The organism is Bradyrhizobium sp. MV1.5, assembly GCF_055807615.1.
Window position 1 is genome coordinate 119,875 of sequence record NZ_JBVVPL010000011.1, and the last position, 25,613, is coordinate 145,487.

Annotated in this window: 21 protein-coding genes; 12 read left to right on the plus strand and 9 right to left on the minus strand. The window is 63.7% G+C overall.

Annotated features, from left to right (window positions below):
• The first annotated feature begins 70 nt into the window (after window positions 1–70).
• From AC0L2J_RS13580 to AC0L2J_RS13595, 4 genes are all read left to right on the plus strand, one after another.
• On the plus strand, window positions 71–1,096 hold the full coding sequence (locus tag AC0L2J_RS13580) for a class I fructose-bisphosphate aldolase (protein ID WP_473390536.1): 1,026 nt from the start codon (window positions 71–73) through the stop codon (window positions 1,094–1,096).
• A 3-nt stretch (window positions 1,097–1,099) separates the two neighbouring features.
• Window positions 1,100–1,789, plus strand: coding sequence for a thiamine phosphate synthase (locus tag AC0L2J_RS13585; protein ID WP_063994717.1), 690 nt, complete (start codon window positions 1,100–1,102; stop codon window positions 1,787–1,789).
• Window positions 1,790–1,797: 8 nt separating this feature from the next.
• Window positions 1,798–2,892: a tetratricopeptide repeat protein gene (locus tag AC0L2J_RS13590; protein ID WP_473390539.1), complete on the plus strand. Its 1,095-nt coding sequence runs from the start codon at window positions 1,798–1,800 to the stop codon at window positions 2,890–2,892.
• 85 nt (window positions 2,893–2,977) lie between these two features.
• Entirely contained in the window at window positions 2,978–3,763 is a 786-nt protein-coding gene (locus AC0L2J_RS13595; RefSeq protein WP_007605524.1) for an inositol monophosphatase family protein, read from the plus strand.
• Window positions 3,764–3,787: 24 nt separating this feature from the next.
• Here the strand turns inward: AC0L2J_RS13595 and AC0L2J_RS13600 are convergent, their stop codons facing one another.
• The 4 genes from AC0L2J_RS13600 to AC0L2J_RS13615 form a co-directional block, all read right to left on the minus strand.
• A complete protein-coding gene (locus AC0L2J_RS13600) occupies window positions 3,788–4,927 on the minus strand; it encodes an AAA family ATPase (protein WP_473390543.1) in 1,140 nt (379 codons plus the stop codon).
• A gap of 298 nt (window positions 4,928–5,225) precedes the next feature.
• On the minus strand, window positions 5,226–8,384 hold the full coding sequence (locus AC0L2J_RS13605) for a multidrug efflux RND transporter permease subunit (protein WP_473390546.1): 3,159 nt from the start codon (window positions 8,382–8,384) through the stop codon (window positions 5,226–5,228).
• Between the two features lie 6 nt (window positions 8,385–8,390).
• Entirely contained in the window at window positions 8,391–9,581 is a 1,191-nt protein-coding gene (locus tag AC0L2J_RS13610; RefSeq protein WP_473390550.1) for an efflux RND transporter periplasmic adaptor subunit, read from the minus strand.
• A 212-nt stretch (window positions 9,582–9,793) separates the two neighbouring features.
• Window positions 9,794–10,813: an SAM-dependent methyltransferase gene (locus AC0L2J_RS13615; RefSeq protein ID WP_473390554.1), complete on the minus strand. Its 1,020-nt coding sequence runs from the start codon at window positions 10,811–10,813 to the stop codon at window positions 9,794–9,796.
• 194 nt (window positions 10,814–11,007) lie between these two features.
• Between AC0L2J_RS13615 and AC0L2J_RS13620 the strand changes: the two genes are divergently transcribed.
• From AC0L2J_RS13620 to AC0L2J_RS13635, 4 genes are all read left to right on the plus strand, one after another.
• Window positions 11,008–12,030 (plus strand): flagellar motor protein MotA, encoded by a 1,023-nt coding sequence (locus AC0L2J_RS13620; RefSeq protein ID WP_473390557.1) that lies wholly within the window; start codon window positions 11,008–11,010, stop codon window positions 12,028–12,030.
• 4 nt (window positions 12,031–12,034) lie between these two features.
• On the plus strand, window positions 12,035–13,063 hold the full coding sequence (locus tag AC0L2J_RS13625) for a peptidoglycan -binding protein (protein ID WP_007605518.1): 1,029 nt from the start codon (window positions 12,035–12,037) through the stop codon (window positions 13,061–13,063).
• Window positions 13,063–13,509 (plus strand): GNAT family N-acetyltransferase, encoded by a 447-nt coding sequence (locus AC0L2J_RS13630; protein ID WP_473390563.1) that lies wholly within the window; start codon window positions 13,063–13,065, stop codon window positions 13,507–13,509. The genes AC0L2J_RS13625 and AC0L2J_RS13630 overlap by 1 nt, the downstream gene beginning before the upstream one ends.
• A 110-nt stretch (window positions 13,510–13,619) precedes the next feature.
• On the plus strand, window positions 13,620–13,841 hold the full coding sequence (locus AC0L2J_RS13635) for a hypothetical protein (protein WP_063994711.1): 222 nt from the start codon (window positions 13,620–13,622) through the stop codon (window positions 13,839–13,841).
• Window positions 13,842–14,210: 369 nt separating this feature from the next.
• Here AC0L2J_RS13635 and AC0L2J_RS13640 read toward each other — a convergent pair whose 3' ends face one another.
• Both AC0L2J_RS13640 and AC0L2J_RS13645 read right to left on the minus strand, forming a co-directional pair.
• Window positions 14,211–15,848 (minus strand): ATP-dependent nuclease, encoded by a 1,638-nt coding sequence (locus AC0L2J_RS13640; protein ID WP_473390570.1) that lies wholly within the window; start codon window positions 15,846–15,848, stop codon window positions 14,211–14,213.
• Window positions 15,849–15,929: 81 nt separating this feature from the next.
• On the minus strand, window positions 15,930–16,901 hold the full coding sequence (locus tag AC0L2J_RS13645) for a DUF4062 domain-containing protein (protein WP_473390574.1): 972 nt from the start codon (window positions 16,899–16,901) through the stop codon (window positions 15,930–15,932).
• 145 nt (window positions 16,902–17,046) lie between these two features.
• Between AC0L2J_RS13645 and AC0L2J_RS13650 the strand changes: the two genes are divergently transcribed.
• Window positions 17,047–17,445 (plus strand): hypothetical protein, encoded by a 399-nt coding sequence (locus AC0L2J_RS13650; protein ID WP_473390578.1) that lies wholly within the window; start codon window positions 17,047–17,049, stop codon window positions 17,443–17,445.
• Window positions 17,446–17,542: 97 nt separating this feature from the next.
• Here the strand turns inward: AC0L2J_RS13650 and AC0L2J_RS13655 are convergent, their stop codons facing one another.
• Window positions 17,543–19,369, minus strand: a complete 1,827-nt coding sequence (locus tag AC0L2J_RS13655) for an ABC transporter ATP-binding protein/permease (RefSeq protein WP_473390582.1) — start codon at window positions 19,367–19,369, stop codon at window positions 17,543–17,545.
• Between the two features lie 230 nt (window positions 19,370–19,599).
• Between AC0L2J_RS13655 and rpmE the strand changes: the two genes are divergently transcribed.
• Window positions 19,600–19,827 carry a 50S ribosomal protein L31 gene (rpmE, locus tag AC0L2J_RS13660; RefSeq protein WP_007599895.1) on the plus strand — a complete coding sequence of 76 codons (228 nt, stop codon included), beginning with the start codon at window positions 19,600–19,602 and terminating at the stop codon, window positions 19,825–19,827.
• Between the two features lie 153 nt (window positions 19,828–19,980).
• On the opposite strand, the gene rcdA is transcribed toward rpmE, so the two are convergent.
• Both rcdA and AC0L2J_RS13670 read right to left on the minus strand, forming a co-directional pair.
• On the minus strand, window positions 19,981–20,490 hold the full coding sequence (rcdA, locus tag AC0L2J_RS13665; RefSeq protein WP_007605503.1) for a protease adaptor protein RcdA: 510 nt from the start codon (window positions 20,488–20,490) through the stop codon (window positions 19,981–19,983).
• 559 nt (window positions 20,491–21,049) lie between these two features.
• Window positions 21,050–21,241: a DUF1192 domain-containing protein gene (locus AC0L2J_RS13670; RefSeq protein ID WP_007605502.1), complete on the minus strand. Its 192-nt coding sequence runs from the start codon at window positions 21,239–21,241 to the stop codon at window positions 21,050–21,052.
• 111 nt (window positions 21,242–21,352) lie between these two features.
• On the opposite strand from AC0L2J_RS13670, the gene AC0L2J_RS13675 reads away from it, so the two are divergent.
• Both AC0L2J_RS13675 and AC0L2J_RS13680 read left to right on the plus strand, forming a co-directional pair.
• Window positions 21,353–22,351, plus strand: a complete 999-nt coding sequence (locus tag AC0L2J_RS13675) for an NAD(P)H-quinone oxidoreductase (RefSeq protein ID WP_007605500.1) — start codon at window positions 21,353–21,355, stop codon at window positions 22,349–22,351.
• A gap of 154 nt (window positions 22,352–22,505) precedes the next feature.
• Entirely contained in the window at window positions 22,506–25,382 is a 2,877-nt protein-coding gene (locus AC0L2J_RS13680; protein ID WP_007605498.1) for an EAL domain-containing protein, read from the plus strand.
• The last annotated feature ends 231 nt before the right edge of the window (window positions 25,383–25,613 follow it).

Sequence of the window (25,613 nt, forward strand, 5' to 3'; positions counted from 1 at the left end):
AACTCGGCATTTGCCCGAGAACGGTCTATTTTCACCGGCAAGGGCAGAATCGTTTTGGGAGGACATCTCGATGAATCTGACTGAGCTCAACAGGATCGCGACTGCCATGGTCGCGCCCGGCAAGGGCATCCTTGCCGCCGACGAATCCTCCGGCACCATCAAGAAGCGTTTCGACGCGATCGGCGTGGAATCGACCGAGGAGAACCGCCGCGACTATCGCGAGATGCTGTTCCGCTCGAACGAAGCCATGAGCCGCTATATCTCCGGCGTCATCCTCTACGACGAGACGATCTGGCAGAACGCAAAGGACGGCACGCCCCTGGTCAAGCTGATCGAGAGCAGCGGCGCCATTCCCGGCATCAAGGTCGACGAGGGCACGCAACCCCTGCCGATGTGCCCGGGAGAGCTCGTCACCGTCGGGCTCGACAAGCTCACCGAACGGCTGAAGAAATATTACGAGCGCGGCGCACGCTTCGCCAAATGGCGCGCGGTGATCGACATCGGCAGCGGCATTCCCTCGATGACCGCGATCAGCGTCAACGCCCACGCGCTGGCGCGCTACGCGGCGCTGTGCCAGGCCGCGCAGATCGTGCCGATCGTCGAGCCCGAAGTGCTGATGGACGGCGATCACGACATCGATCGCTGCTATGAGGTGACGAGCCGTGTGCTCAACAAGACCTTTCAGGAATTGCGCGTGCAGCGCGTTGCGCTCGAGGGCATGGTGCTGAAGCCGAACATGGTAGTCCCCGGCAAGAAGTCTGAGAAACAGGCTTCCGTCGGGGAGGTCGCGGAGAAGACGATACGGCTGCTCAGGGCATGCGTGCCCGCGGCGGTGCCCGGCATCGCCTTCCTCTCCGGCGGCCAGTCGGATGAAGAGGCAACGGCGCATCTCAACGCCATGCACAAGCTGGGCCCGCTGCCCTGGGGCCTGACCTTCTCCTACGGTCGCGCACTCCAGGCCGCGCCACAGAAGGCCTGGTCCGGCAAGGCCGAGAACGTCGCGGCCGGACAAAGCGCATTCAGTCACCGCGCGCGCATGAATGGCCTCGCCTCCAAAGGCGAATGGCAAAGCAGCCTGGAACAGAAAGCGGCCTAGATCTTGTCGAACAAATCTCCTCCGCCGCGCCCGGCGCCGCGCCTTTATCTCGCGACGCCCGTCGTCGACGATCCCGCTTCGCTTCTGGCCGAGCTGCCCGGCCTGCTCGCCGCCGCCGATGTGGCGGCCGTGCTGTTGCGGCTGAAGGAAACCGATCAGCGCACCATGATCTCGCGGATCAAGGCGCTCGCGCCGCCGGTTCAGAAAGCGGGCGCCGCGCTGCTCGTCGACGGCCATCCTGAGCTCGTCGCACGCGGCGGCGCCGACGGCGCGCACCTGCCCGGCATCGCCGCGCTGAAAGAGGCGCTGCCATCGCTCAAGCCCGATCGCATCGCCGGAGTCGGCGGGCTGACGACGCGGCACCATTCGATGGATGCGGGCGAGATCGGCGCGGATTATTTGCTGTTCGGCGAGCCCGACGCAAAGGGCCAGCGGCCGTCGTCGCAAGCGATCGCCGAGCGGCTGGACTGGTGGGCCGAGCTGTTCGAGCCACCCTGCGTCGGCTTTGCCATGTCGCTGGAAGAGGCCCACGAATTCGCCGCCAGCGGCGCCGATTTCGTGCTGGTGGACGACTTCATCTGGGCCGATCCGCGCGGACCCAAGGCCGCGCTGGTCGAGATCGACGCTGCGATCAAGAAGGCCCATGCGACTGCGCTTGCGGGCCAAAATCCTGCGGGTCAAGAGCACGGCTAGTGCCCGACATGAAGCTCCCGCGCATCACCATCCTGGCCACGCTGCTGCTCACAGGGCCCGCGGCCGCGCAGCTCCAGATCACGCCGCCCGTGGCAACGCCGAACCCTTCGGCCGAGAAAACCAGGGACAAACCGAAGGCCACGCCGCACACCATCACCAAGAAGAAGGAAGCGGCGCCGGCACCCAAACCGTCAGCCTCCCCCAAACCTTCAGCGTCCCCAAAGCCTGCACCAGCGGCGACCGTGATTCCGGCGCCTCCGACCGACAATCCCAACGTCGATCTGGTGTACGGCGCCTATCAGCGCGGCCAGTACAAGACCGCCTTCGAACTCGCCACCGCCCGTGCCGAGACCGGCGATGCCAAGGCAATGACCATGCTGGGTGAGCTCTATTCCAACGCCATGGGCATCCGGCGCGACTACGCCAAGGCGCTGCAATGGTACAAGCGCGCATCTGATGCCGGCGACCGCGAGGCGATGTTCGCGCTCGCCATGCTCAGGATGACCGGCCGCGGCGGCCCGGTCGACAAAAACGAGGCGGTCAAGCTGATGGCGTCCGCCGCCAAGCTCGGCGAGCCCAAGGCTGCCTATAATCTCGCGCTGCTCTATCTCGACGGCCAGACCCTGCCGCAGGACGTCAAGCGCTCCGCCGAGCTGCTGCGCCAGGCGGCTGATGCCGGCCTGCCGGAGGCGCAATACGCGCTCGCGACCTTCTACAAGGAAGGCACCGGCGTGCCGAAGGATTTGGAACGGGCGGTGCGTCTGCTCCAGGTTGCCACGCTGACCGACAATGTCGATGCCGAGGTCGAATACGCCATCGCGCTGTTCAACGGCACCGGCACGCCGAAGAACCAGCCGGCGGCCGTAGCCCTGCTCCGCAAGGCGTCCCGACAGGGCAGCGCGATCGCGCAGAACCGGCTGGCCTGGGTGCTGATCAACGGCATGGGCACGGCCGTGGACAAGGTCGAGGGCTTCAAATGGCACCTGGTGGCCAAGACCGCCGGCAAGGGCGATCCGGAGCTGGACAAGCAATTGTCCGATCTGCCGGCCGAGGACCGGGCCAAGGCCGAGGCCGCCGCCAGGAAATGGCTCGGGACCAAATGACTTGACCTTAGGCCCCTCGCAGGGCACCCCATCCCTCAAACACGCGCGATTTCGCGCCATTTCCCCCGATCAAGACCGGAAGCTCATGCTGTATTCCGCAACTATCAACGTCATGGTCAAGGCCGCGCGCCGCGCCGGCCGCAGCCTCAAGCGCGATCTCGGCGAGATCGAGCATCTCCAGGTCTCGCTGAAGGGGCCGGCCAACTTCGTCTCACTGGCCGACAAGCGCGCCGAGGAGATTCTCTACCAGGACCTCGCCAAGGCCCGGCCCGGCTACGGCTTCATCGGCGAGGAAGGCGGCACGCGCGAGGGCTCCGACAAGAGCCACACCTGGATCGTCGATCCGCTCGACGGCACCACCAACTTCCTGCACGGCATCCCGCAATTCGCGATCTCGATCGGGCTTTCGCGCGAAGGCACCATCATCGCCGGCGTGATCTACAATCCCGCCAATGACGAGCTCTACATCGCCGAGCGTGGCAAGGGCGCCTTCCTCAACGACCAACGCCTGCGCGTGGCCGGCCGCCGCCAGCTCAACGAATGCGTGGTGGCCTGCGGCCTTCCCCATATCGGCCGCGGCGACCACGAGGAATTCCGCCGCGAGATGACCGCGATGCAGGAGCGCGTCGCCGGCCTGCGCCGCTTCGGCGCCGCCTCGCTCGACCTCGCCTTCGTCGCCGCCGGCCGCCTCGACGGCTATTGGGAACGCAATCTGCAATCCTGGGACATCGCGGCGGGCATCATCATGCTGCGCGAAGCGGGCGGCACGATCACCGACATCGACACGCCCGGCGATGCGCTGGTGACGGGCAATGTCGTGTGCGGGAATGAATTCGTGCACGGGGAATTGGTGAAGATCTTGCGGAAGTAGGCCGCAGCAGTTCGACGGCGACGTTCAAGAATCCTCGTCCTCGTCCTCGTCCTCCTCTTCCTCGTCGCGATATTTACCGCCGATGGTCAGGCCCTCGATGGCCGTGGCGCCTTTCGACTTGATCACCCGGCGAAGCGGGACCGAACTCTCGCTTCGCAGTGCGTCCATCAGCTGTTCCGAATGGGTGACGATCCAGATGTCGGCGCGGCGCGATGCCTTGGCGATGAGCCGGGCCAGCGGCGCCAGCAGCGACGGATGCAGGCTGGTCTCGGGTTCGTTCAGCGCAATGAACGGCGGCAGCCGATAGCCCATAAATACCGCGAGCAGGCAGATGTATTTCAGCGTCCCATCGGACAGTTCATGAGCCCTGAACGGCCGCGGCATATCCGGCAATTGCAGATCGAATTCACACCTGCCGTTTTGTTCCCATGCACGGAGTTCGGCGCCGGGGAATGCATCCTGGATCGCGTCCTGCAGATCGTTGGCATCTTCCCGAATGACATAGAGAGTCGCCAGGGTGGCAGCCAGATCGATGCCATCGGCGCTGAGCGAGGGCGTTGCGATCGCGAGACAGGGCTTTCGTATCGGTGACGCCGGATCAGTGCGGAAGTCATGATAGAATCGCCAGCCGAGCATCGCATTTCTGATCAGGTCGATCTCCGGGCATTGCTTGCCGTCGGAAAAAGCCGCAAGCGCGGTCTCTGACGGCAGCACCGCATCCTTGTGGCTGCTCCAGGCGCCGCTCTCGCCGCGGACGCTGATGAGCGAATTGATGCGCTCCATCAGCTTGACGGTTCGTTTGCCGTGAGTCGCCTCGATCATTTCGGCCTTGATCATCGGCTCGCCGGAAAACGCGGCCTGAAGCGGGCTCGGAAATCCGAGTTCGATGGAATAGCTCATGCTGTCGAATGTGGCCGACAGCCGCAGCCGCCCGTCTTCGCCTCGTTTGCGTAGGCCGGACCAGCAGACCGAATTCAATCCGCCTTCATCGGCGATGGTGCGGGTGATCTGACCGGTCGCCGCGTCGCGCAACAGCGACAAGGACTTGTAGAGATTGGATTTGCCGACTCCATTTTCGCCGACAAACACGGACAAGGGATGGATGGGTATGGAGAGCCGCCGAATGGAGCGATAGTTCGAGATCGCAATGTCGGTCGGACGCATGACATGCTCTCAATCGGCAGGCGCCTGTGCATTCGCGGGGCGGTGCCAACACGTTGTTTCAATCCAGGGATGCAGTCTGGATTGAGGCCTCCGAGAAATCAAGCCGACCGATCCGGTGTTCACAGCAGTCGCATATGGATGACACGAGGACCGCGCGGCGGGTGAGGGCTCTCACCACACGGGGGCATCCTCCGCAATTCTCGGCAATCCCGACGTGGAGACACCCTCTCCCCAACCCTCTCCCGCAAGCGGGAGAGGGAGCCCACTATCGATGCTGCCCCATCTGCAAACCATAGGTTCAGTGACCGGCCCTTGCCGGCGCCGGCGGCCCGTACGTCTCGGTCCCCTCCGCCACCTTCTCCCGATCGCCGCCCAGCACGCGCTGCACCGAGACGAAGAACACCGGCACCATCAGCAGCGCCAGGATCACGACCGCGATCATGCCGCCCATCACGATGCTGCCGAGCGCCTGCTGGCTGGCGCCGCCGGCACCATGGGCGATGGCCATCGGCAGCACGCCGCAGATGAAGGCGAGGCCGGTCATCAGGATCGGGCGGAAGCGCAGGCGGCAGGCCTCGATGGTGGCGTCCACCAGCGGCTTGCCTTCTTTCCGCAGATCCTTGGCGAACTCGATGATGAGGATCGCGTCCTTGGCCGCCAACCCGATGATGGTGATCAGGCCGACGGTGAAATAGACGTCGTTGGGCAGGCCGCGCAGCATCGCCGCAACCACCGCGCCGACGATGCCGAGCGGCACGGTGAGCAGCACCGCGAGCGGGATGGTCCAGCTCTCGTACAGCGCCGCGAGACACAGGAACACCACGAATACCGAAAGCCCGAGCAGGAACGGCGCCTGCGAGCCCGACAGCTTTTCCTGCAGCGACTGCCCGGTCCATTCATAGCCGAAGCCGCGCGGCAGCTTGCCGGCGAGCCGTTCCATCTCGGCGATGGCATCGCCCGAGGTGAAGCCGGGTTTCGCCTCGCCCGAGATGCGCACCGCCGGATAATAGTTGAAGCCGGCGATCTGCGTCGGTCCGCGCGCCCATTCCACGGTGGCAAAGGACGAGAACGGCACCAGCTGGCCGCGGCTGTTCTTGACGTTGTAGTTGAGGATGTCCTCGGTCCGCATGCGGTCGCGGGCATCGGCCTGCACCACGACGCGCTGCATGCGGCCGCGATTCGGGAAGTCGTTGATGTAGTTCGAGCCGAGATTGGTCGAGATCGTGTTGTTGATGTCCTCGAAAGTGACGCCAAAGGCGCCGGCCTTCTCGCGGTCGATCACGAGATTGACCACGCCGGCCTCGGGCAGGCCTTCGACATAGACCTTCTGCAGCACGGCGCTGGCATTGGCCTCCGCGATCAGCTGGTCGGCGGCGCGCATCAACGCCGTGTAGCCCTTCTGGCCGCGGTCCTGGAGGCGGAACGAGAAGCCCGAGGAGTTGCCGAGATTGTCGATCGGCGGCGGCTGCAGCGCGGAGATTTTTGCGTCGCGGATCGACGACGACAAATCGCGGTTGATGTCATTGACGATCGCCGCAGCCGAGTCCTTCGGCCCGCGCTCCGACCAGTCCTTCAGGGTGATGAAGGCCTGCGCGGTGTTCATGCCCTGGCCGGAGAAGCTGAAGCCGGTGAGAAAGGTGACGTTGTCGACGCCGGGCCGCTGCGCCAGGTATTTTTCTACTTTCTCGATCACCGCCTCGGTCCGGCCATAGGACGAATCCGACGGCGTCTGCACGTCGGTGGTGACGAAGCCCTGGTCGTCGACGGGCAGGAAGCCGCCGGGCAGGTTGACGAAAGCCCATGACAGGCCGGCGAGCAGCGCGACATAGACCAGCATCAAGCGTCCCGTGCGCTTCAGCGAGAAGCCGACGGTGCTGGAATAGCCCTCCTTGCTGCGGTCGAGCATGCGGTTGAACCAGCCGAACACGCCCCTCTTGGCATGCCCGTGGCCGGCAGCGACGGGCTTGAGCAGCGTCGCACACAGCGCCGGCGTCAGCGACAGTGCGAGGAAGGCGGAGAAGCCGATCGCGGCGACCATGGTCACGGAGAACTGGCGATAGATGATGCCGACCGAGCCCGGGAAGAACGCCATCGGCACGAACACCGCCATCAGAACCAGCGTGATGCCAATGATGGCGCCCGATATCTGCGACATCGCCTTGCGCGTCGCCTCCTTCGGCGGCAGCCCCTCCTCGCTCATGATGCGCTCGACGTTCTCGACCACGACGATGGCATCGTCGACGAGGATGCCGACGGCGAGCACCATGCCGAACATCGAAAGCATGTTGATGGAGTAGCCGGCGAGCAGCAGAATGGTACAGGCGCCCAGCAGCGCCACCGGCACCACGATGGTCGGGATGATGGTGTAGCGAATGTTCTGGAGGAACAGGAACATCACCACGAACACCAGCACCACGGCTTCGACCAGCGTCGACAGCACCTTCTTGATCGAGGCCTCGACCACGGGCGTGATGTTGTAGGGAATCTCGTAGGAGATGTTGGCCGGGAAGAAGCGCGACAGCTCCTTCATCTTTTCTTCGACGGCGCTCGCGGTCGCCAGCGCGTTGCCGGTCGGCGACATCAGCACGGACAGACCGGCGGTCGGCTTGCCGTCGAGACGGGTGTTGAACTGGTAGCTGAGGCCGCCGACCTCGATGCGCGCGACGTCGCGCAGGCGCACGGTCGAGCCGTCGGCATTGGCGCGCAGGATGATGGTGCCGAATTCATCCGGGGACGAGAGCTGACCCTTGACCAGCACCAGCGCGGAGGTGCGCTGGGTCGAGGTCGACGGCTCGGCGCCGATGCTGCCCGAAGCGACCTGCGCGTTCTGCGCGGCGATGGCCTTGTTGACGTCGTCGGCGGTCAGCCCATAACCGACCAGCTTGGCCGGATCGACCCAGACGCGCAAGCTGCGTTCGGTCGAATAGAGCGTGGCGCGGCCGACGCCGGGGATGCGGCGGATCTCGCCGAGCACGTTGCGGATCATGAAGTCGCCGAGGCCAACCTCGTCGAGGCTGCCGTCGGTCGAGCTCAGCGTGATGATCTGGAGCACCGCACTGGAGGCTTCCTCGACCAGGATGCCCTGTTGCATCACCGCGCGCGGCAGGCGCGCCTCGACCCGCTTGATGCGATTCTGCACCTCCACCGAGGCGTCGTTGGTGTTTGTGCCCGGCTGGAAATTGGCGATGATCTCGACTTGGCCGAGCGAGTCGCTGGTCGATTCGAAATTGAGGATGCCGGAGGCGCCGTTGAGCTCCTCCTCGATCAGCCGCGTGACGCTGTTGTAGAGGTTCTCGGGCGAGGCGCCGGGATAGCTGGTCGAGATCGAGATCGAGGGCGGCGCGATGATCGGATATTGCGCGATCGGCAACAGCGGAATCGAAATTGCGCCGACCAGACAGATGAACAGCGCGACGACCCAGGCGAAGATCGGCCTGTCGATGAAGAAACTGGCCATGATGCTTTACTGCATCATCTGTGCGCGTTGACTTTCCACGATGGCTTCGGCCTCGGCCCAGGATTGCGGCTTGACCTTGTCGCCAGCTGCGAACTTCTGGAAGCCTTCCACCACGACCCTGTCACCGGCCTTCAGGCCCTCGGTGACGAACCAGAAGCCGTCTTGCGCCGAACCGATGCGCACCGGTTGCACCGCGACGCGGTGATCGTCCTTGACGACGAAGACTTCGCTGCCGCCGCCGCCGTTGCGCTGGATCGCCTGCTGCGGCACCGCGATCGCGTCGCTGTCGATGCCCTGCTCGATTCGTACGCGAACGTACATGCCGGGCAGCAATTCACGCTTCGAATTGGGAAATTCACCGCGCAAGGTCACCTGACCGGTGTTGGCGTCGACCTTGGCATCGGAGAACAGGAGCGTGCCGTTCAGCGGATAGATCGTGTTGTCGTCGAGCACGAGACGCACCTTGACCGCACCGGGCGCAATACGTTCGAGATCGCCGCTCTCGAAGGCGCGGCGGAGCTGATGGAGCTCGTTCACCGACTGGGTGAAGTCGGCGTAGATCAGATCGAGCTGCTGAATGGTGGCCAGGTTGGTCTCGTTCTGGACCACGAGCGCCCCCTCGCTGACCAGCGCGGCGCCGACGACGCCGTCGATCGGCGCACGCACCGTGGCATAATCGAGATTGAGCTTTGCCCGCGCAAGGTCGGCCTTGCGGCCCTCGACTTCGGCGTGAGCCTGTCGCTCGGCCGCGATCGCCTTCTCGTTCTCCGCTTCGGGCGCGGCGCGCTGGGCTGTGAGCGTGGCGATGCGGCGCGCCTGCTGCTGGGACTGCATTAGCCCAGCCTCCGCTTTGGCGAGCGCGGCTTCGTTGGCCGATACCTCGACCTCGAACGGGCGCGGATCGATACGGTAGAGCGGATCGCCGGCTTTCACTTCGCTGCCTTGGTGGAACAGGCGCTCAACAACGATGCCCGAAACCCGGGGCCGAACATCGGAGACTCGTGTCGGCGCGATTCGGCCAGGGAGTTCCCGCACGACCGCGCGGGGCTGCGGCCTTACGGTCACGATGCTCACGTCGGGTTCGGTCGGTTGCGCCTGGACGATCGCAGAGTTTGATTCATCGCAGCCCGCAAGAAGCGGTGCCGCGACCGCGAGCATTATGACCATGCAGGCGGATCGCGCGTGAAGTGCTGACATAAGGGTAGTTGCCCCGTTCTATCGCTGGTCTTCCGAAGAAGTTCCGGACAGTCTGATTTGAAAAAGAAAATAATCGGTGTTTGCTGCGACGCAATGAGAGCTTGGGCGGCTCATTGTCACACGAGCTATCCCGTTCAAAAAACGAGTGTTTCGGAAAGTCACCGGATCGTGAATCGAGTTCCCTCGCGGCGTGCTGCGACGGAACAGCGCAATTACCCCGCCGCCTTCATCCGATAGTGGCTAACGCCCCACTCGGTTCCATCGGCGTAGCCGAACAGGCCTGCCGTCGCGAGCAAGAACCAGCGCCAGCGTCGCATCCGCAGGCCGGTCTCCTCGCCATGGATGTTGCGCAAGGCCGCTTCAATGAAACAGCGATGCGTGTCGAAATTCGCGAGCCAGTCGTTGGCGGTGCGCTGATAGTGGGTGCCACTCCAGCACCATTCCTTCTCGACCGCGAAGAGATCGTCGAACTGCCTGATGAGATGATGGCTCGGCATCAGCCCGCCGGCGAAGACGTGCTGTGCGATCCAGTCGTCGCGATCGACCCCGTTGAACAGGTGAGAGCCGGAGCGATGGGCGACGATGTGCATGAAGAACCGCCCCTCCGGCGCGAGCCATGATCGCAGGCGCGTCATCAGCTTGCGCCAGTTCATCACGTGCTCGAACATCTCGACCGAGACGATGCGGTCGAATTGGCCGTCGGGCGCGAACACGTTGATGTCCGCGCAGACCACGCGCAGGTTGAGGAGACCGCGCAGCCGCGCCTCTTCCTCGATATGGGCGCGCTGCGCCTGCGAGCTCGACACCGCCGTCACCTTGGCGTGCGGAAACTGCCGCGCCATCCACAGCGACAGCGAGCCCCAGCCGCAACCGAGCTCGAGGATGGTCTGGCCGTCGGCAAGAGCGGCATGCTCGGCGCTCTGGCGCAGCGCCTCCTCCTCGGCCTCTCGCAAGGTGGTGGCGTCGGTCTTGTAGAAGCAGGACGAGTATTTGCGGTTGGGGCCGAGCACCTTCGCAAAGAACGAAGCGGGCACCTCGTCATGGCCGACATCCGGATCCTCGGCGATCGGCCGCAGCATCATCCGCCCGGCGAAGGCGGCATCGTCCGCCGCGCCCAGCGCGGACAGCCGGGTCACCGTGCGCGAGCACAGGCGCTGGATCGCCGCGCGGATCACGATATCAGGCAGCGGCACCCGTTCGGCAGTCCCGATGATCGCGGACACGACGCTCATGCGACGACTCCGTCTTTGGGCGGCAGGGGGAAAAGCTGTGGAATGCCGACTATTTGGAAAGTACGTCCGTACCAAAGCCCCGTTTCAACTCTGGGTTCCCCAGCTCTCCCCGAAATCGGCGCATCCGGCGCTTTTTTTGGGCTGGCGCTGTGCCATAGTGCGCCCCGCAAGCAAGTTAACGGATGATACCGGCCATGCCGCCAGGCGCCTCGCCCCGCTCTTCCCTCGACATCGAATACACCAAGCTATCCTCGCCCAGCGTCTTTCTGGTGCGGATGCTGGTCTTTCTGGTGCTCTGCGCCCTGGTGGGGGTGGTGCTCTACAAGCAGATCATCCAGGCCTTCTTCGCCAATCCCGGGCTCAATGCCCTGATCGGCGGCGTGCTGTTCATCGGCATCATCCTGGCCATCCGCCAGGTGATCCGGCTCTACCCCGAGGTCTCCTGGGTCAACAATTTCCGCATTGCCGATCCGGGCCTTGCGCCGGCCCGCCACCCCAAGCTGCTGGCGCCGATGGCGATGATCCTCGGCGGCGAGCGCACCGGGCGGATGTCGATCACCCAGACCACCATGCGGCACCTGCTCGATTCGATCGCGACCCGCCTCGACGAGGCCCGCGACATCTCCCGCTACATGACCGGGCTTCTGGTGTTTCTCGGCCTGCTCGGCACCTTCTGGGGCCTGATCGAGACGGTCGGCTCGGTCGGCAAGGTGATCGACGGGCTCAAGGTCGGAGGCGATTCCGGCGCCCTGTTCGACACGCTGAAGGAGGGGCTGGCCGCCCCGCTCGGCGGCATGGGCATTTCGTTCTCGAGCTCGCTGTTCGGCCTCGCCGGCTCGTTGATCCTGGGCTTTCTCGACCTGCAATCGAGCCAGGCGCAGAACCGTTTCTACACCGATCTCGAAGACTGGCTTGCCACCACCGTGCGCGAATATGGCAACGGCGAGGTGGCTGTCGCCGCCGGCGGTGGCGGTGGCATTGCCAGCGGCGAGCTTCAGGCCGTCGTCGAGCGCTTGCGCTCGGTGCTCGAGGAAGGCAGCGGCAGCCGCGGCACCACCGCGGCGATGGCGAGCCTGGCCGAAGCCATCCAGGCGCTGGTCTCGCACATGCGGACCGAGCAGCAGATGATCCGCGAATGGGCCGACGGCCAGGGCGAGCAGAACCGCGAGATCCGGCGCCTGCTGGAGCGCATCGCGCGTCAGCCCGAGAAGGGTTAGCGACATGGCACTGGCGCGCGGCCGCCGCGGCGATACCTCCTTCAACTACTGGCCCGGCTTCGTCGACGCGCTGTCGACGCTGGTGCTGTCGATCGTGTTCCTGCTGTCGGTGTTCCTGGTCGTGCAGTTCTTCCTGTCACAGGAGGTCACCGGCAAGGACAAGGCCCTGGAGCTGCTCAACGCCAAGATCGCGCAGCTCAACGAGCTGCTGTCGCTGGAGAAGCTCGGCAAGCTCACGCTCGACGACCAGGTCTCGTCGCTGAAAGCCGGTCTCGCTTCGGCCGAGAGCGAGCGCGACCGCATCAAGGGGCTCTATGAGGGGCTCGCCGCCGCTGGCAACGACGCGCAAGGCAAGACCTCCGAACTCGGCAAGGCGTTGGACTCCGAAAAGGCGGTTTCGGCCCGCGCGCTGGCGCAGATCGAGGTGCTGAACCAGCAGATCAGCGCGCTGCGGCGGCAATTGGCGGCGCTGGAGGAAGCGCTCGACGTCTCCGAGAAGCGCGACAAGGAATCGCAAAATCGAATTGCCGATCTGGGCTCTCGGCTGAATGTCGCCCTGGCGCAGCGGGTGCAGGAATTGTCGCGCTACCGCTCGGAATTCTTCGGCCGACTGCGCGCCATCCTCGGCAACCGCCCCGACATCCGCATCGTCGGCGACCGCTTCGTGTTCCAGTCCGAAGTGTTCTTCGACACCGGACAGGCGGTACTGCTGCCCGAAGGCCGCGCCGAGCTCGACACGCTCGCGACCGCGCTGATCGACCTCGACAAGAAGATCCCGAACGAGATCCCCTGGGTGCTGCGCGTCGACGGCCACACCGACGTGCGCCCGGTCAACGGGCCGAACTTCAAGTCGAACTGGGACCTCTCGGCCGCCCGCTCGATCTCGGTGGTGCAGTACCTGATCTCGCTCGGCGTGCCCGCCCAGCGCCTGGTCGCCGCCGGCTTCGGCGAATTCCAGCCGCTCGACACCGCCAACACCGAGGAAGCCTACAAGCGCAACCGCCGTATCGAGCTGAAGCTGACGGAGCGGTAGTGAGCGCCCTCCACCTCCGCCCTTACCGTCCCGAGGACGAGGCCGCCTCCATCGAGCTGTGGCATCGCACCTGGCAGCAGGCCTATCCGCAGATCGACTTCGCGGCCCGCCTGGACTGGTGGCGCGAGCGCTGGCGCAAGGATCTGGTGCCGAAGGCTTCCATCGTGGTCGCGGAGCAGGACGGCGCGCTGACCGGCTTCGTCACCATCGACGGCGACGGCTATCTCGACCAGCTCGTGGTCGATCCCGCGCATTGGGGCTCGGACGCGGCACGGCTGCTGGTGGATGAGGCCAAGCGCCTGTCACCGACAGCGGTGACGCTGCTCGTCAACAAGGACAACAGCCGCGCCATCCGCTTCTACGAGCGCAACGGCTTTGCCCATGCCGGCGACGAGGTGAACCCGACCTCGGGCCGGCCGGTGCTGAAGATGATGTGGCAACCTTAGATTCTGGCGATCTTATTCTGGCGGGCGTGACGCCCGTCACGTCGGGATCCCGGGAGGTCAGCTAGTCGTTGTGCCCGGGAGTTGCGCCGGCAAGCGGATGGAGAGGACCGATGAAACTGAGCGATCTGGCCAAGGGGTCTTCGGTCCTGCTCGGCGTCATCGTCGCCGGCTATATCTCCACGAGCTATGTCGACCAGCGCCTCGCCACGCCGGTCAAGACGTCGAGCGCTCCGACGAATGGCCTTGGTCCATCGGCCTGCGTCGAAGAGGACGGGAGCTGGAAGAACTGGCCGTGGCCGAACGTGCCGGCGCTGTCGCCGAAGTGTCGATGAGCGGCGCTGTCGCGTAACTCGCCTCGAGGCAGTCTCGGCTCAAGCGGAGTTCAAGATCGAGCTGCCAGCCTTCGGCTTGGCGGATCGCGCGGTGGCTGTCTTCGCGAAGCCGGATCGACTCATCGATCGCTCGCTGCGCCCGCTCCAAAAGTTCGTTGGTTTCCTTGCTGAATCGCTGGGCCATGAGGCGCACTCCCGTTGAGGCGGGAGCACAAATCATCTCTCAGTCACCGACGCCTACGGACGAGCCTTTGGCCGGCGATGGCTCATTAGGCGCCACATCCGGGGGAACTGCAAGGTTCATCCACTCGCAGACGTGCCGATACAAGCGCGACCAACGTTCCAAAACCAGAATCGGGAAAACAACCCCTATATTCGTTCGAGGAACATCCCGAGGTCTAGGTTGGCAATATCGCCCTTGGTGACGTAGTGAGCGATCTTCCAATTGTCCGCTTTGCTCCATCCGTTGCGGTGGTCAGCTAAGCGCTCGAATGGCTGAAGGGCCTCGAAGCTGTCGCCTAGCGCCGACTTGACAGCAGTATCAGTGAAATAGTTTTCCAAAGCGCGCTTCTCAGTGACGCACACGTCCAATCCGACGCGCTGGCAGATCTGTTGAAACGCTATGCGGCGTTGTGCCGGTGGGGCAGTTTCGCTCGGTCTTTCGCTGTCTACCAATACAAAAATGTTGTTCGAAAGTCTTCTCAATTCTTGAAGCTCTTGTTCTCGTCCGCCTGCAACCAACTGATCTCCACCTAGCGGTAAGATCACCGTTGTGTGCTCCTTATGGAAAAGGCGGAGCAATTGCTGCACCGCCTTGACGTCGTTTACTCCCTCCACCAGAAGGATGCGGTCGCAACCCATGTCCTTGAAAGCAGAGAAACTCAGTTCGCCGAGAAATTCCGAGTAATTCGAGGTGGCTTCAAAAGGACGGATAACCGGGCCTTTTTCTCCTTTTCGAATCGAATAGATGCGATTTGCTACGGAGCGGGCTAAGCCAACGGAATGGGTCGAAAACAAACAGCCGACAGTGGCGTACTGTGCCAGCGTAAGCAGAAAATCGATTTGCAATGCTGGATGTAGATTAGTCTCCGGTTCATCGATCAGGATAATGGACGGTTTCGACGTCGCTGCGTTACCGAGCGCCATGACAAACTGACTGATGCCGGACCCGAGTTCGGCAAGCCGATACTGATTGCCATTGATTGTTGCCAGCAACGTTTTTAGCGGAACTGAAGCATTGATTTCCAACTGCTCGAATTCGAACAACCGCCGAATTTCCTCCGTTATTTTGATAATCCCACGAGCGTTTGCTTTGGAGCCGCCCGTTTTCCAACTGTTCCAGAGGTCGATAAAGGCAGTGCCAATCTGAAAGTCGTAGTGATTGCCGGATCCTTGATTGAGCGCGTTACGAAAAGCGCCGTAGTATTTGGCCTGCCGGAATGCATCAATGATTTCGCGCAGATCCGTGAAGTCGAAATACATTTCAGCTTCGCCGCCGATGCGAAATACATCGGGCGTTGGACCGTCTTTGAAGCCACTAGGAGAGTCCACTGGTGTATTTGCGGCTTCAAGGGAGAAGGCTTGCAGATGCCAAGTGGTCAAGGCCGACCTTTTGGCAAACAGCCGGAGACGATGCATGTGGTGTACGAACGCTCCCGGCGGAACATCGAAGCTGTCTGAAACACTGCTGGGATTGACGACTTCGATATCGATGCTGAGGTCGCGATCGTTGGAATTATTGAAAATCTCTGCTGGATCCGACGTGCCAGGATAGATATTGACCTCTACGGCATGCCCGTTCATCGCGGTTGCTAAGCCCGGACTGGTGGGCGGCCTCAAAAGGACCTCGAACAGTTCCCGTAGCTCGTAGATCAGCAATTTCAAGGCTGACTTACCGGCGTTGTTTGGTCCTACAAGGGCAGTGAGCCCGTGTCCAATATCGATCACAGCAGGCGACTGATCTGAGAAGCCACGATAGTTCTTGATGGTTAGTCTGGCTGTCTTCATGCAATCCCGATGGGCTTCAAAATGGCTGGACTCAGCTATCGGCTCTCATCGTACTCCAGAGAATAAGGCCGCGATGGAAGGTCAACTCAGCTTTGGCATAACTTTCTGAAGCGCTGCGAACTTCTTTCCTTTCGGTGTAAGAGTCCAGCGCGCCGTATCGCCAGTATCCGCCGGTTTGGTTTCAATCAATCCTAGCGCTTCGAAGTGATTGCGTATCATGGAAACAGTCAACTGACTTGCCGAGCAGCCATCATTTGGAGATGACCTCCCCATCAATTTTGCCGTGTTCATTGCGACGAGATAGCGCATGCGATGCTCATTGGGACCGTACATTAAATCATCGTACAGGCCGACGAATAGCTCGCCTAGACTTAGGCTGGATCGTATGGCTTCGTTCCGCAGGTTGATTTCATATCCTAATTTGAATTCAGGACCTGCGTACCGTGGATCGTACGTGAGCTCGGCACCTTCCATATCCGCTAGTCGTTCTTTGAGCTTGGAATTCTCTGCTCGAAGCAATGCGAGTTCTTGCAGTAGCCGCGGATCGATCGCTTGATCGCCGCGTATCCAGCCCAATCCTGGCTTCAAAGTCATTTGCTGGCCCAGCGCGATCACTATATTTCCTGCGAGCTCGTGGGCATCTTGCCAATAATACACGACCCTCCCGGTGGAGAGGCGCGTGCAGAACTGTTGAAGCAGAACGGCCTTTGCAGCGTCCCGATCTGTTTTCCCGAGTTGAATATTGTCTGGATATTTGTGCAAAAATGCCAACACCGGGATGCCCTTCTCTAAGGCATACTCGAACTCTTTCTCGGTGTAGCTCAGGTTGTCGTCGGCGAGAGATCCATACCTCCCGCCCACGACAACAACGTAATAATCACATCGATCGATAACCGTTTTGATGAACTCCAATTGCTGCTGATCAGTCGCAGGGAAAAATTCCATACCTGCCGGTATATGATTTGCCTTTGCGAGGTATTCGCTAATCAGTTGGCGCTCCTCCTTCAGATCCGAGTAGGTAGAGCTGATGAAGACCTGATACATCTTGTTCATCGAACAGCTTCCGGCGAGGGGTCACCCTCTATCTGTAGTAGAAACAGCTTGGCGGTCTCAAGCGCGGCCGCGGGTCCTCCCCAGTTACTAACCGAAATCGGTGGCCCGGCGCCGAAAAGTCGCTAGCTGCGGGGGGGCAGATCTGATGCAACGCCCCCCTGATGCAACACCTTTGGAGCTGATTTGGATCAGCGAGACGGCCAGCAAGATCGGGGTGAACAAGTCGACGCTGAGCCGCCAGGTCGAGAGTGGCACGGTGCGGTCTCATGATGGAAAAGTCGCGCTGGCTGAAGTGGTTGGGGGTCGCGGCGCTGACCGGCCGAACCGAAAGCCGGGAAGGAAACAGCCCGACCGACCTTGCGATGCGGCAATCCGGATCGTGGCGCTCGATCAGATCGACAAATGTCCGCTATCGACCGGCTACGAACGAAGACGATGTAGCGCGACGGTCTCGCCACACGTCATTGCGAGGAGCTCTTGCGACGAAGCAATCCAAAATCTTTCCGGAGAGGCAGTCTGGATTGCTTCGCTGCGCTCGCAATGACGAGATTGAGGGACGTGTTCGCAACAATCTCGCTGTCAGCGCCCGCCTTCGCGGGCGATGACACTGTGATGGGGCGGCAGTCCGGACTACCTCCGCCTCACGCCCCCTCGAACTGCAACCTCGCAAGCCTTGCATAAAGGCCGTTCGCGGCCACGAGCTCGGCATGCGTGCCCTGCTCGACGATCCGGCCCTGGTCCATCACCAGGATGCGGTCGCACGACAGGACGGTGGCGAGGCGGTGCGCGATGACGAGCGTGGTGCGGTGGCGCATCAGCTCTTCCAGCGCGGTCTGCACCAGCGTCTCGCTTTCGGCATCGAGCGCGGAGGTGGCTTCGTCGAGCAGCAGCAGCGGCGCATCGCGCAGGATCGCACGCGCAATCGCGATGCGCTGGCGCTGGCCGCCTGATAGCGTCACGCCGCGCTCGCCGAGCGGGGTATCGAAACCTTCCGGCAGGCGGCGGATGAACTCGGCGGCATGCGCGAGCTCGGCGGCGCGCTCGACCTCGGCGTCGGTGGCATCGGGCCGGCCGAAGCGGATGTTGTCGCGGGCGCTTGCGGCGAACACATTCGATTCCTGCGGCACCAGCGCGATGCGCGAGCGGAAATCGCGGGGATCGGCGGATTTGACCGGCACGCCGTCGAGCGATATCGCGCCGCTGCGCGGATCGTAGAAGCGCAACAGCAGATGAAAGATCGTGCTCTTGCCGGCGCCGGACGGACCGACGATCGCGACCTTCTCGCCGGGGCGCACGGTGAACGAGACGGCATCGAGCACATTGACGTCGCGCCGCGCCGGATAGGCGAAGCTGACGTGGTCGAAGCCGACTTCGCCGCGCGCCGGCACCGGCAGCGCGCGCGGCGACGCGGGCGCGGTGATGTCGGGCTGCACATGCAGGATCTCGAACAGGCGCTCGGCAGCGCCGGATGCCGCCGAGATCTCGCCCCAGACCTCGCTGAGCTGGCCGAGGCCGGCCGCGGCAAAGGCCGCATAGAGCACGAACTGGCCGAGTCGGCCCGGCGTGATGGTGCCGGTCAGCACGTCGTGCGAGCCGATCCAGAGAATCGCGACCACGCTTGCGAACACGATGAAGATGATGATGGCGGTGAGCACGGCACGCGCCTGCGTGGACGTGCGCGCGGCTTCATAGGCCTGCTCGACCTCGCCGCCGAAGCGCCTCTCGGCGAGGCTCTCGCTGGTATAGGCCTGCACGGTGCGGATCGCGCCGACCAGCTCGCTCGCATAGGCGGAGGCCTCGGCCAGCGTGTCCTGCGCATTGCGCGACAGCCGCCGCACCCAGCGCCCGAACGCGACCAGCGGCAGCACGATCAGGGGAATGGCCAGCAGCACGAAGCCGGATAGCCGCGGACTGGTGATCACCATCATCGCGGCGGCACCGAAGAACATCATCAGGTTGCGCAGCGCGATCGAGACCGAGGCGCCGACGGAGGATTTGATCTGGGTGGTGTCGGCGGTCAGGCGCGACACCAGCTCGCCGCTGCGCGCGGAATCAAAGAAGGCCGGCGACAGCGAGAGCAGATGGGCAAAGACGTCGCGCCTGAGATCGGCGACGATGCGCTCGCCGATCGTCATCACGAGGTAGTAGCGCGCAGCACTCGCCAGAGCGAGCACGGCGACGACGGCGATCATCACCGAGAAGTAGCTGTTGATCAGCTCGATGCCCTCGGGCGTCAAGCCGAAATCGATCATCCTGCGCACCGCGACCGGCACCAGCAGGGTGGTCAGCGCCGCGATCGTCAGCGCGACGAAGGCCAGCGCCGCCCGGCCGCGATAGCGGGCGACATAGGGCGCGAGCGCCAGCAGCGGCCGCAGCTTCGCGCGGCTTTTCGCCGGCGCCTCGATCAGGTCGGCCTCGATCGACGGGGCTTCCGCGGGCCCGGTTTCAAGCCGTTCAACTGCGCTCATGAGATCCGACCAAAAGACAAAGAGAGGTAGTCCGCTCCAGATAGGCCGAGCGAGCGGGAGTGGCAAATCCGGGATGTCCCTTAGGGGGCCGCCCGGTCCCCCAAGGCCTCAAAAGGCCTTGCCAAGACCTTGCAACAGCTTGTTTTACAGGGGCCCGTGAGGTATAGACCGCGCCAAATCCGTCATTCGATAGCCACTCAAGTGAGGCGCCGGGGCGCCGAGGAATTGCCATGAAAGCCGAAATTCACCCGAACTATCATACGATTAAGGTCGTGATGACCGACGGAACCGAGTACCTGACCCGCTCCACCTGGGGCAAGGAAGGCGACACGCTGAATCTCGACATCGACCCCAAGTCGCACCCGGCCTGGACCGGCGGCAACGCCCAGCTGATGGATCGCGGCGGCCGCGTCTCGCGCTTCCAGAAGAAGTTTTCGGGCTTTCTCAAAAAGGATTGATCCGGCCCTCGCGGCTGGAGACGAAAACGCCCCCGGAGAGCCGGGGGCGTTTTTTGTTTTCTATCGCTGTCATTCCGGGGCGGCTCGCAGAGCCGAACCCGGAATCTCGAGATTCCGGGTTCGCGCTTCGCGCGCCCCGGAATGACGGAGGCCCTACCGCTCGAACGCCGCCTTCAGCGCGTTGAGATGCGGCACCAGGGGGTTGCCGATCGAGGAATGATCGACGGGCGGGGTGTGGATGGTGGTGTCCAGGCGGCGCACGCGGGTCTGGAGGCTCATCGAGCGATGGATCAGATCCTGGAGCTGCGACGGCAGCTTCTCGATGGTGTCGGTTGAGCCGGGATCGGCGGCGGAAAGCTTGACCTTGGTTTTTTCGCGGTTGGCCTGGCCCAGCGTCATCTCGCCTTCCTTCACGGCGCGGTGCAGCAGCAGCCACGAGGCCAGCTGCATCAGGCGGGTGGTCAGGCGCATGCTCTCGGTCGCATAAGTGAGGCTGACGGCGCGATCGAGCGCCTTGGCCTCGGTACGGCCGGCGCCATCGAGATAGGCCGCGGTCTCCTCGACCAGGTCCATGCCCTCACGGAACAGGACGCCGAACGCCGCAGAATTGGTGAACCGCTCACTGAGTTGAACGAGAGCGCCTTCGGCTTGCAAACGTTCCATGGTTAACGCCCCTTACGCAACTGTCTGACTGCCCGGCTTGGCGCCGGCTTATGATGAACAAATCATTGCGCGGGCGAGACGCCGAGTCCAGTGACAAGCGCGGATATGGTTTCCGCGGGTCTTTGCCCGGAATTCAACCGGGGCGAGACGCAAAAAGGCGGGAGCTGGGCGCAAAACAAAAAAAGAGCCGCCGGAAAACCGGCGGCTTTGAAAGTTGATAACAGGGAGGCGTCAAACAGAGTGGACAGGAGCCACTCGGTGTCCAAACAAGGACAGTTCCAAGTCATAAACTCGAAAGCTTAATGTGGAGTAAACGAGCGATTATCTTGAGGGTTCGTTAGCCATGTCGGTCAGTGGCCGAGTGGGGGTTCTCGTGCCCCGGACGCAGTGCGGCACCAGAAGCGCGTTCACGCGCGTCTTCGACACGCTATGGTGCTGCACTGCTGAGCCGGGGCCCAGGGCCTTTAGCTGACGTGTTTGGAGACGCATGGGTCCCGGCTCTGCGGAGCGTCACTGCGTGACGCACCGCGTCCGGGACACGAGAGTGGAGCGTCGATGCCTACTTCTTGAAAACGCTGTTGGCCGCATCGCGCGAGGCGCGCTTCTTTGTTGCGGCTTCTTCCAATCTTGCGATCTCGCCCTTGAGCAGCGCGATGCGCTCGGTCAGTTCCTCCACTGACAAGAGTGAGAGATCCTGTCCGATGTCATGGCTGATCTTCTTGCGCGGACGGTCGTCGTCTTCCATCGCCATCCTTGTTCCTCCTGCGTTCGCATCACAAGCGGCTGAGGCGGTTGCAAGCCTGCACCGCGCTGGCTAAGCAATGGCCTCGTTCCATCCCGCACCTTTGCTCAAGGACACATCATGGACAAGCTGCCCGCGCAAATGACCGTGGTCGCCATCTCGAAACCCGGCGGACCGGAAGTGCTGGTGCCGGAACAGCGGGCGCTGCCGCAGCCCGGTCCCGACGAGATCCTGGTCAAGGTGCAGGCCGCCGGCGTCAACCGTCCCGACGTCGCGCAGCGCTCCGGCGCCTATCCGCCGCCGCCCGGCGCCAGCGACCTGCCCGGCCTCGAGATCGCCGGCGAAGTGGTGGCTGTCGGCAGCAACGCCAAGCGGCACAAGATCGGCGACAAGGTGATGTCGCTGGTCGCCGGCGGCGGCTATGCGCAGTACTGCATCGCCCAGGACGGTCAGGCGATGAGCGTGCCGCCGTCGCTCTCGATCAAGGAAGCCGGTGCGCTGCCGGAAACGCTGATGACGGTCTGGCACAATGTGTTCGAGCGCGGCGGCCTGAAGGCCGGCGAGACGCTGCTGATCCATGGCGGCTCCTCCGGTATCGGCACCATGGCGATCCAGCTCGCAAAAGCGTTCGGCGCCAAGGTGATCGTCACCGTCGGGTCGCAGGACAAGATCGATGCCTGCCTCAAGCTCGGCGCCGATCGTGCCATCAACTACAAGACGGAAGACTTCGTCGCCGTGGTCAAGGCGGAGACCAACAATGCCGGCGCCAATCTGATCCTCGATATGGTCGCCGGCGACTATGTCGATCGCAACTATGACGCCGCCGCGCTCGACGGCCGCATCGTGCAGATCGCGACCCTCAACGGGCCCAAGGTCACCGTCAACATCGCCAAGGTGATGGTGAAGCGCCTGACCCATACCGGCTCGACGCTGCGCCCCCGTAGTAATGCGGACAAGGCGGCGATGGTGGCCGCGATCGAGGCGAAAGTGATGCCGCTTTTGCGCGAAGGCCGGGTCAAGCCGCTGATGGACAGCACTTTCCCGCTGGAAAAGGCATCCGACGCGCACCGGCGGATGGAGACCTCGGCACATATTGGCAAAATTGTGTTGGAGGTCTAGGCCAACGGCCCACAGGCCAAGCCGGAAACCCTTTGATTTTCCTTGCTTTCGTGGCATCTATCGCGACGCACCGAACCCCCTTGTTCCGTTCGGAAAACGCCGTGCACCGAAGAGCCTGCACCGAAGAGTTTGCGTCGAACGCGGAGAACTGACCTTGCGTCTGATCAGGTGCCTCGCGCCCATAGCGCTGGGCCTCATGATTCTCGTCTGCGCGTTCCCGGCGCGCGCGCTCGACGCTGTCAGCGTCCGCGGTGACGCGCCCGCGATCGACCTCACCGGCGTGCTCGAGCATCAGCGCAGCGACGCCGACCGCATCCAGGTCTCCACCGCGCCCGGCACCGACGGCATCGTCCGCCGCATCGAGGTGCGCGCCCGCGAAGGCGGCCAGAACTGGGTGGTGTTCGCGCTCGCCAACAACACCGACGACCAGCTCGACCGCCTGATCGTCGCCCCGCATTATCGCATCGTCTCCTCGGGGCTGCTCTGGCCCGACCTCGGGCTGTCGCGCATCGCGACCATCACGCCCTCGATCGGCGACCGGCCGGAGCGGCAGGAGAGCCCGACCGCCGACGTCTTCCGCATCACCCTCGATCCCGGCGCCGTCGTCACCTTCGTCGCGGAGCTGCGCACCGACAAGCTGCCGCAGCTCTATCTGTGGGAGCCGGAATCCTACAAGGACAAGGTCAATTCGTTCACGCTGTACCAGGGCATCGTGATCGGCATCTCCGGCTTGCTGGCGCTGGTGCTGACCATCCTGTTCGTGGTCAAGGGCAGCATCATGTTCCCGGCCGCCGCGGCGCTGGCCTGGGCGGTGCTGGTCTATATCGGGGTCGATTTCGGCTTCTGGGGCAAGGTGCTCGACATGTCGAACAACGCCGAGCGCATCTGGCGCGCGGCGGGTGAGGCGATCCTGGCGGCGACGCTGCTGGTGTTCCTGTTCGCCTATCTCAATCTCAGTCGATGGCACGTGCGCTATTCCCATATCACGGTGGGCTGGCTCGCGTTCCTGGGCTCTCTCGTTGCGCTGGCCCTGTTCGACCCTGCGGTGGCCTCCGGCATCGCGCGCATCTCGCTGGTGCTGATTGCCTTCGCCGGCTTCGCGCTGATCGTCTATCTCTCCACCCATGGCTTCGACCGCGCGGTGCTGCTGATCCCGACCTGGTTCCTGCTGGTGGTCTGGGTGGTTGCGGCCGGCATGACGGTCGCGGGCTCCGTCACCAACGACATCGTCGGCCCTGCGCTGCTCGGCGGCCTCGTGCTGATCGTGATGCTGATCGGCTTCACGGTGATGCAGCATGCGTTCGCCGGCGGCGGCGCCACCACCGGCGTCGTCTCCGACATCGAGCGCCGCGCGCTGGCGCTGGCCGGATCCGGCGATTTGATCTGGGACTGGGACGTTTCCGCCGACAAGGTCTTCACCAGCCCCGAGACTGAGGCCCTGCTCGGCCTCAAGCGCGGCACACTGGAAGGCCCGGCCGCGTCCTGGCTGGAAGTGCTGCACCCGCTCGACCAGGACCGTTTCCGCGCCGCGCTCGACAGCGTGCTCGACCAGCGCCGCGGCCGCCTGGTGCAGGATTTCCGCCTGCGCACGCCGGACGGTCACTTCATGTGGTTCGCGCTGAAGGCGCGCCCGGTGGTCGGCTCCGACGGCGAGGTCTCGCGCGTGGTCGGCACCCTCACCGACGTCACCGAGCTGCGCAACGCCGAGGAGCGCCTGCTGCACGATTCCGTGCATGACAATCTCACCGGCCTGCCCAACCGCAAGCTGTTCATGGACCGGCTCGGCGCCGTCGCGCATTTCGCCAAGACCATGCCGACGCTGCGGCCGACGCTGATGGTGATCGACCTCGACCGCTTCAAGCAGGTCAACGATTCCGTCGGCATCGCGGTCGGCGATTCCATCCTGCTGACGCTGGCCCGCCGCCTCACCCGCATCCTGAAGCCGCAGGATACGCTGGCGCGGCTCGCCGGCGACCAGTTCGGCCTGATCCTGCTCTCGGAGCAGGACCCCGCCCGCATCACCGCCTTCGCCGAGACCATCCGCAAGACCATCCGCGCGCCGATCGCCTTCAACGAACGCGAGATCTTTCTCACGGCATCGATCGGCCTCGCCTTGTCCGATCCGCAAGTTCAGCTCACGGACGAGATCATCAAGGACGCCGAGCTCGCGATGTATCACTCCAAGCGCATCGGCGGCGACCGCATCGACGTCTACAAATCCGCGATGCGCGCGCGAAAAACCGACCGGCTGACGCTGGAGAGCGAACTGCGCCGCGCCATCGAGCGGCAGGAGCTCACGATCCTGTACCAGCCGATCGTACGGCTCGAAGACCGCTCCGTCGCCGGCTTCGAGGCGCTGGTGCGCTGGGATCATCCCAAGCTCGGACGCATGGCGCCGTCGGAATTCATCACCATCGCGGAAGAGACCGGCCTGATCATCGACCTCGGCATGTTCGTGCTCGACCAGACCGCCAAGCAGCTCTCGATCTGGCAGCGCGCGATGCGCTCGCGCGAGCCGATCTTCGCATCGGTCAACGTCTCCTCGCGGCAATTGCTGCGCCACGATCTGATCCACGACATCCGTACCGTGCTCTCGCGCTCCTCTGTCGCGCGCGGCACGTTGAAGCTGGAACTGACGGAATCGCTGGTGATGGAGAATCCGGAGCACGCGGCGCAGATGCTGACGCGGATCCGCGAGCTCGGCACCGGGCTGTCGCTCGACGATTTCGGCACGGGCCATTCCTCGCTGGCCTATCTGCAGCGCTTCCCGTTCGACACCATCAAGATCGACCAATCCTTCGTGCGCACCACCACCCGCGGCACCCGCCCGGTGATCCTGAAGTCGATCATCGCGCTCGCGCACGACCTCGGCATGGACGTGGTCGCCGAAGGTGCCGAGACCGATTCCGACGCGGTCGAGCTCTACCAGATGGGCTGCGAATACGCGCAAGGATTTGCCTTCGGCGAACCCATGGACGCCGACGCCGCGATGCGCCTGCTCACGGAAGTGCGCCTGGAAGCGGCGAGCTGATCCTTCTCCCCTTCTCCCCTTGTGGGAGAAGGTGGCGCGAAGCGCCGGATGAGGGGTTGTCTCTACGAATTGAAACGCTGACGTGAGGACAGAGACCCCTCACCCGTGGGGGCGCGGGGCGGGGGGGCCCCCCCACCCCCCCGCGGGGGGGGGGGGGGGGCCGCCCCCCCCGCGAGGAAAACCCCCCCGGGCCCAGACCGAGAAGGGGACCCCCCCCCCACCCCCCCGCGC

Bases quoted from the DNA above. Each gene is read 5' to 3' on its own strand.
- AC0L2J_RS13580 (WP_473390536.1), top strand. From the start codon at position 71: ATGAATCTGACTGAGCTCAACAGGATCGCGACTGCCATGGTCGCGCCC.
- AC0L2J_RS13590 (WP_473390539.1), top strand. From the start codon at position 1,798: ATGAAGCTCCCGCGCATCACCATCCTGGCCACGCTGCTGCTCACAGGG.
- AC0L2J_RS13595 (WP_007605524.1), top strand. From the start codon at position 2,978: ATGCTGTATTCCGCAACTATCAACGTCATGGTCAAGGCCGCGCGCCGC.
- AC0L2J_RS13600 (WP_473390543.1), bottom strand. From the start codon at position 4,927: ATGCGTCCGACCGACATTGCGATCTCGAACTATCGCTCCATTCGGCGG.
- AC0L2J_RS13605 (WP_473390546.1), bottom strand. From the start codon at position 8,384: ATGGCCAGTTTCTTCATCGACAGGCCGATCTTCGCCTGGGTCGTCGCG.
- AC0L2J_RS13610 (WP_473390550.1), bottom strand. From the start codon at position 9,581: ATGTCAGCACTTCACGCGCGATCCGCCTGCATGGTCATAATGCTCGCG.
- AC0L2J_RS13615 (WP_473390554.1), bottom strand. From the start codon at position 10,813: ATGAGCGTCGTGTCCGCGATCATCGGGACTGCCGAACGGGTGCCGCTG.
- AC0L2J_RS13620 (WP_473390557.1), top strand. From the start codon at position 11,008: ATGCCGCCAGGCGCCTCGCCCCGCTCTTCCCTCGACATCGAATACACC.
- AC0L2J_RS13625 (WP_007605518.1), top strand. From the start codon at position 12,035: ATGGCACTGGCGCGCGGCCGCCGCGGCGATACCTCCTTCAACTACTGG.
- AC0L2J_RS13635 (WP_063994711.1), top strand. From the start codon at position 13,620: ATGAAACTGAGCGATCTGGCCAAGGGGTCTTCGGTCCTGCTCGGCGTC.
- AC0L2J_RS13640 (WP_473390570.1), bottom strand. From the start codon at position 15,848: ATGAAGACAGCCAGACTAACCATCAAGAACTATCGTGGCTTCTCAGAT.
- AC0L2J_RS13645 (WP_473390574.1), bottom strand. From the start codon at position 16,901: ATGAACAAGATGTATCAGGTCTTCATCAGCTCTACCTACTCGGATCTG.
- AC0L2J_RS13650 (WP_473390578.1), top strand. From the start codon at position 17,047: ATGCAACGCCCCCCTGATGCAACACCTTTGGAGCTGATTTGGATCAGC.
- AC0L2J_RS13655 (WP_473390582.1), bottom strand. From the start codon at position 19,369: ATGAGCGCAGTTGAACGGCTTGAAACCGGGCCCGCGGAAGCCCCGTCG.
- rpmE (WP_007599895.1), top strand. From the start codon at position 19,600: ATGAAAGCCGAAATTCACCCGAACTATCATACGATTAAGGTCGTGATG.
- rcdA (WP_007605503.1), bottom strand. From the start codon at position 20,490: ATGGAACGTTTGCAAGCCGAAGGCGCTCTCGTTCAACTCAGTGAGCGG.
- AC0L2J_RS13670 (WP_007605502.1), bottom strand. From the start codon at position 21,241: ATGGCGATGGAAGACGACGACCGTCCGCGCAAGAAGATCAGCCATGAC.
- AC0L2J_RS13675 (WP_007605500.1), top strand. From the start codon at position 21,353: ATGGACAAGCTGCCCGCGCAAATGACCGTGGTCGCCATCTCGAAACCC.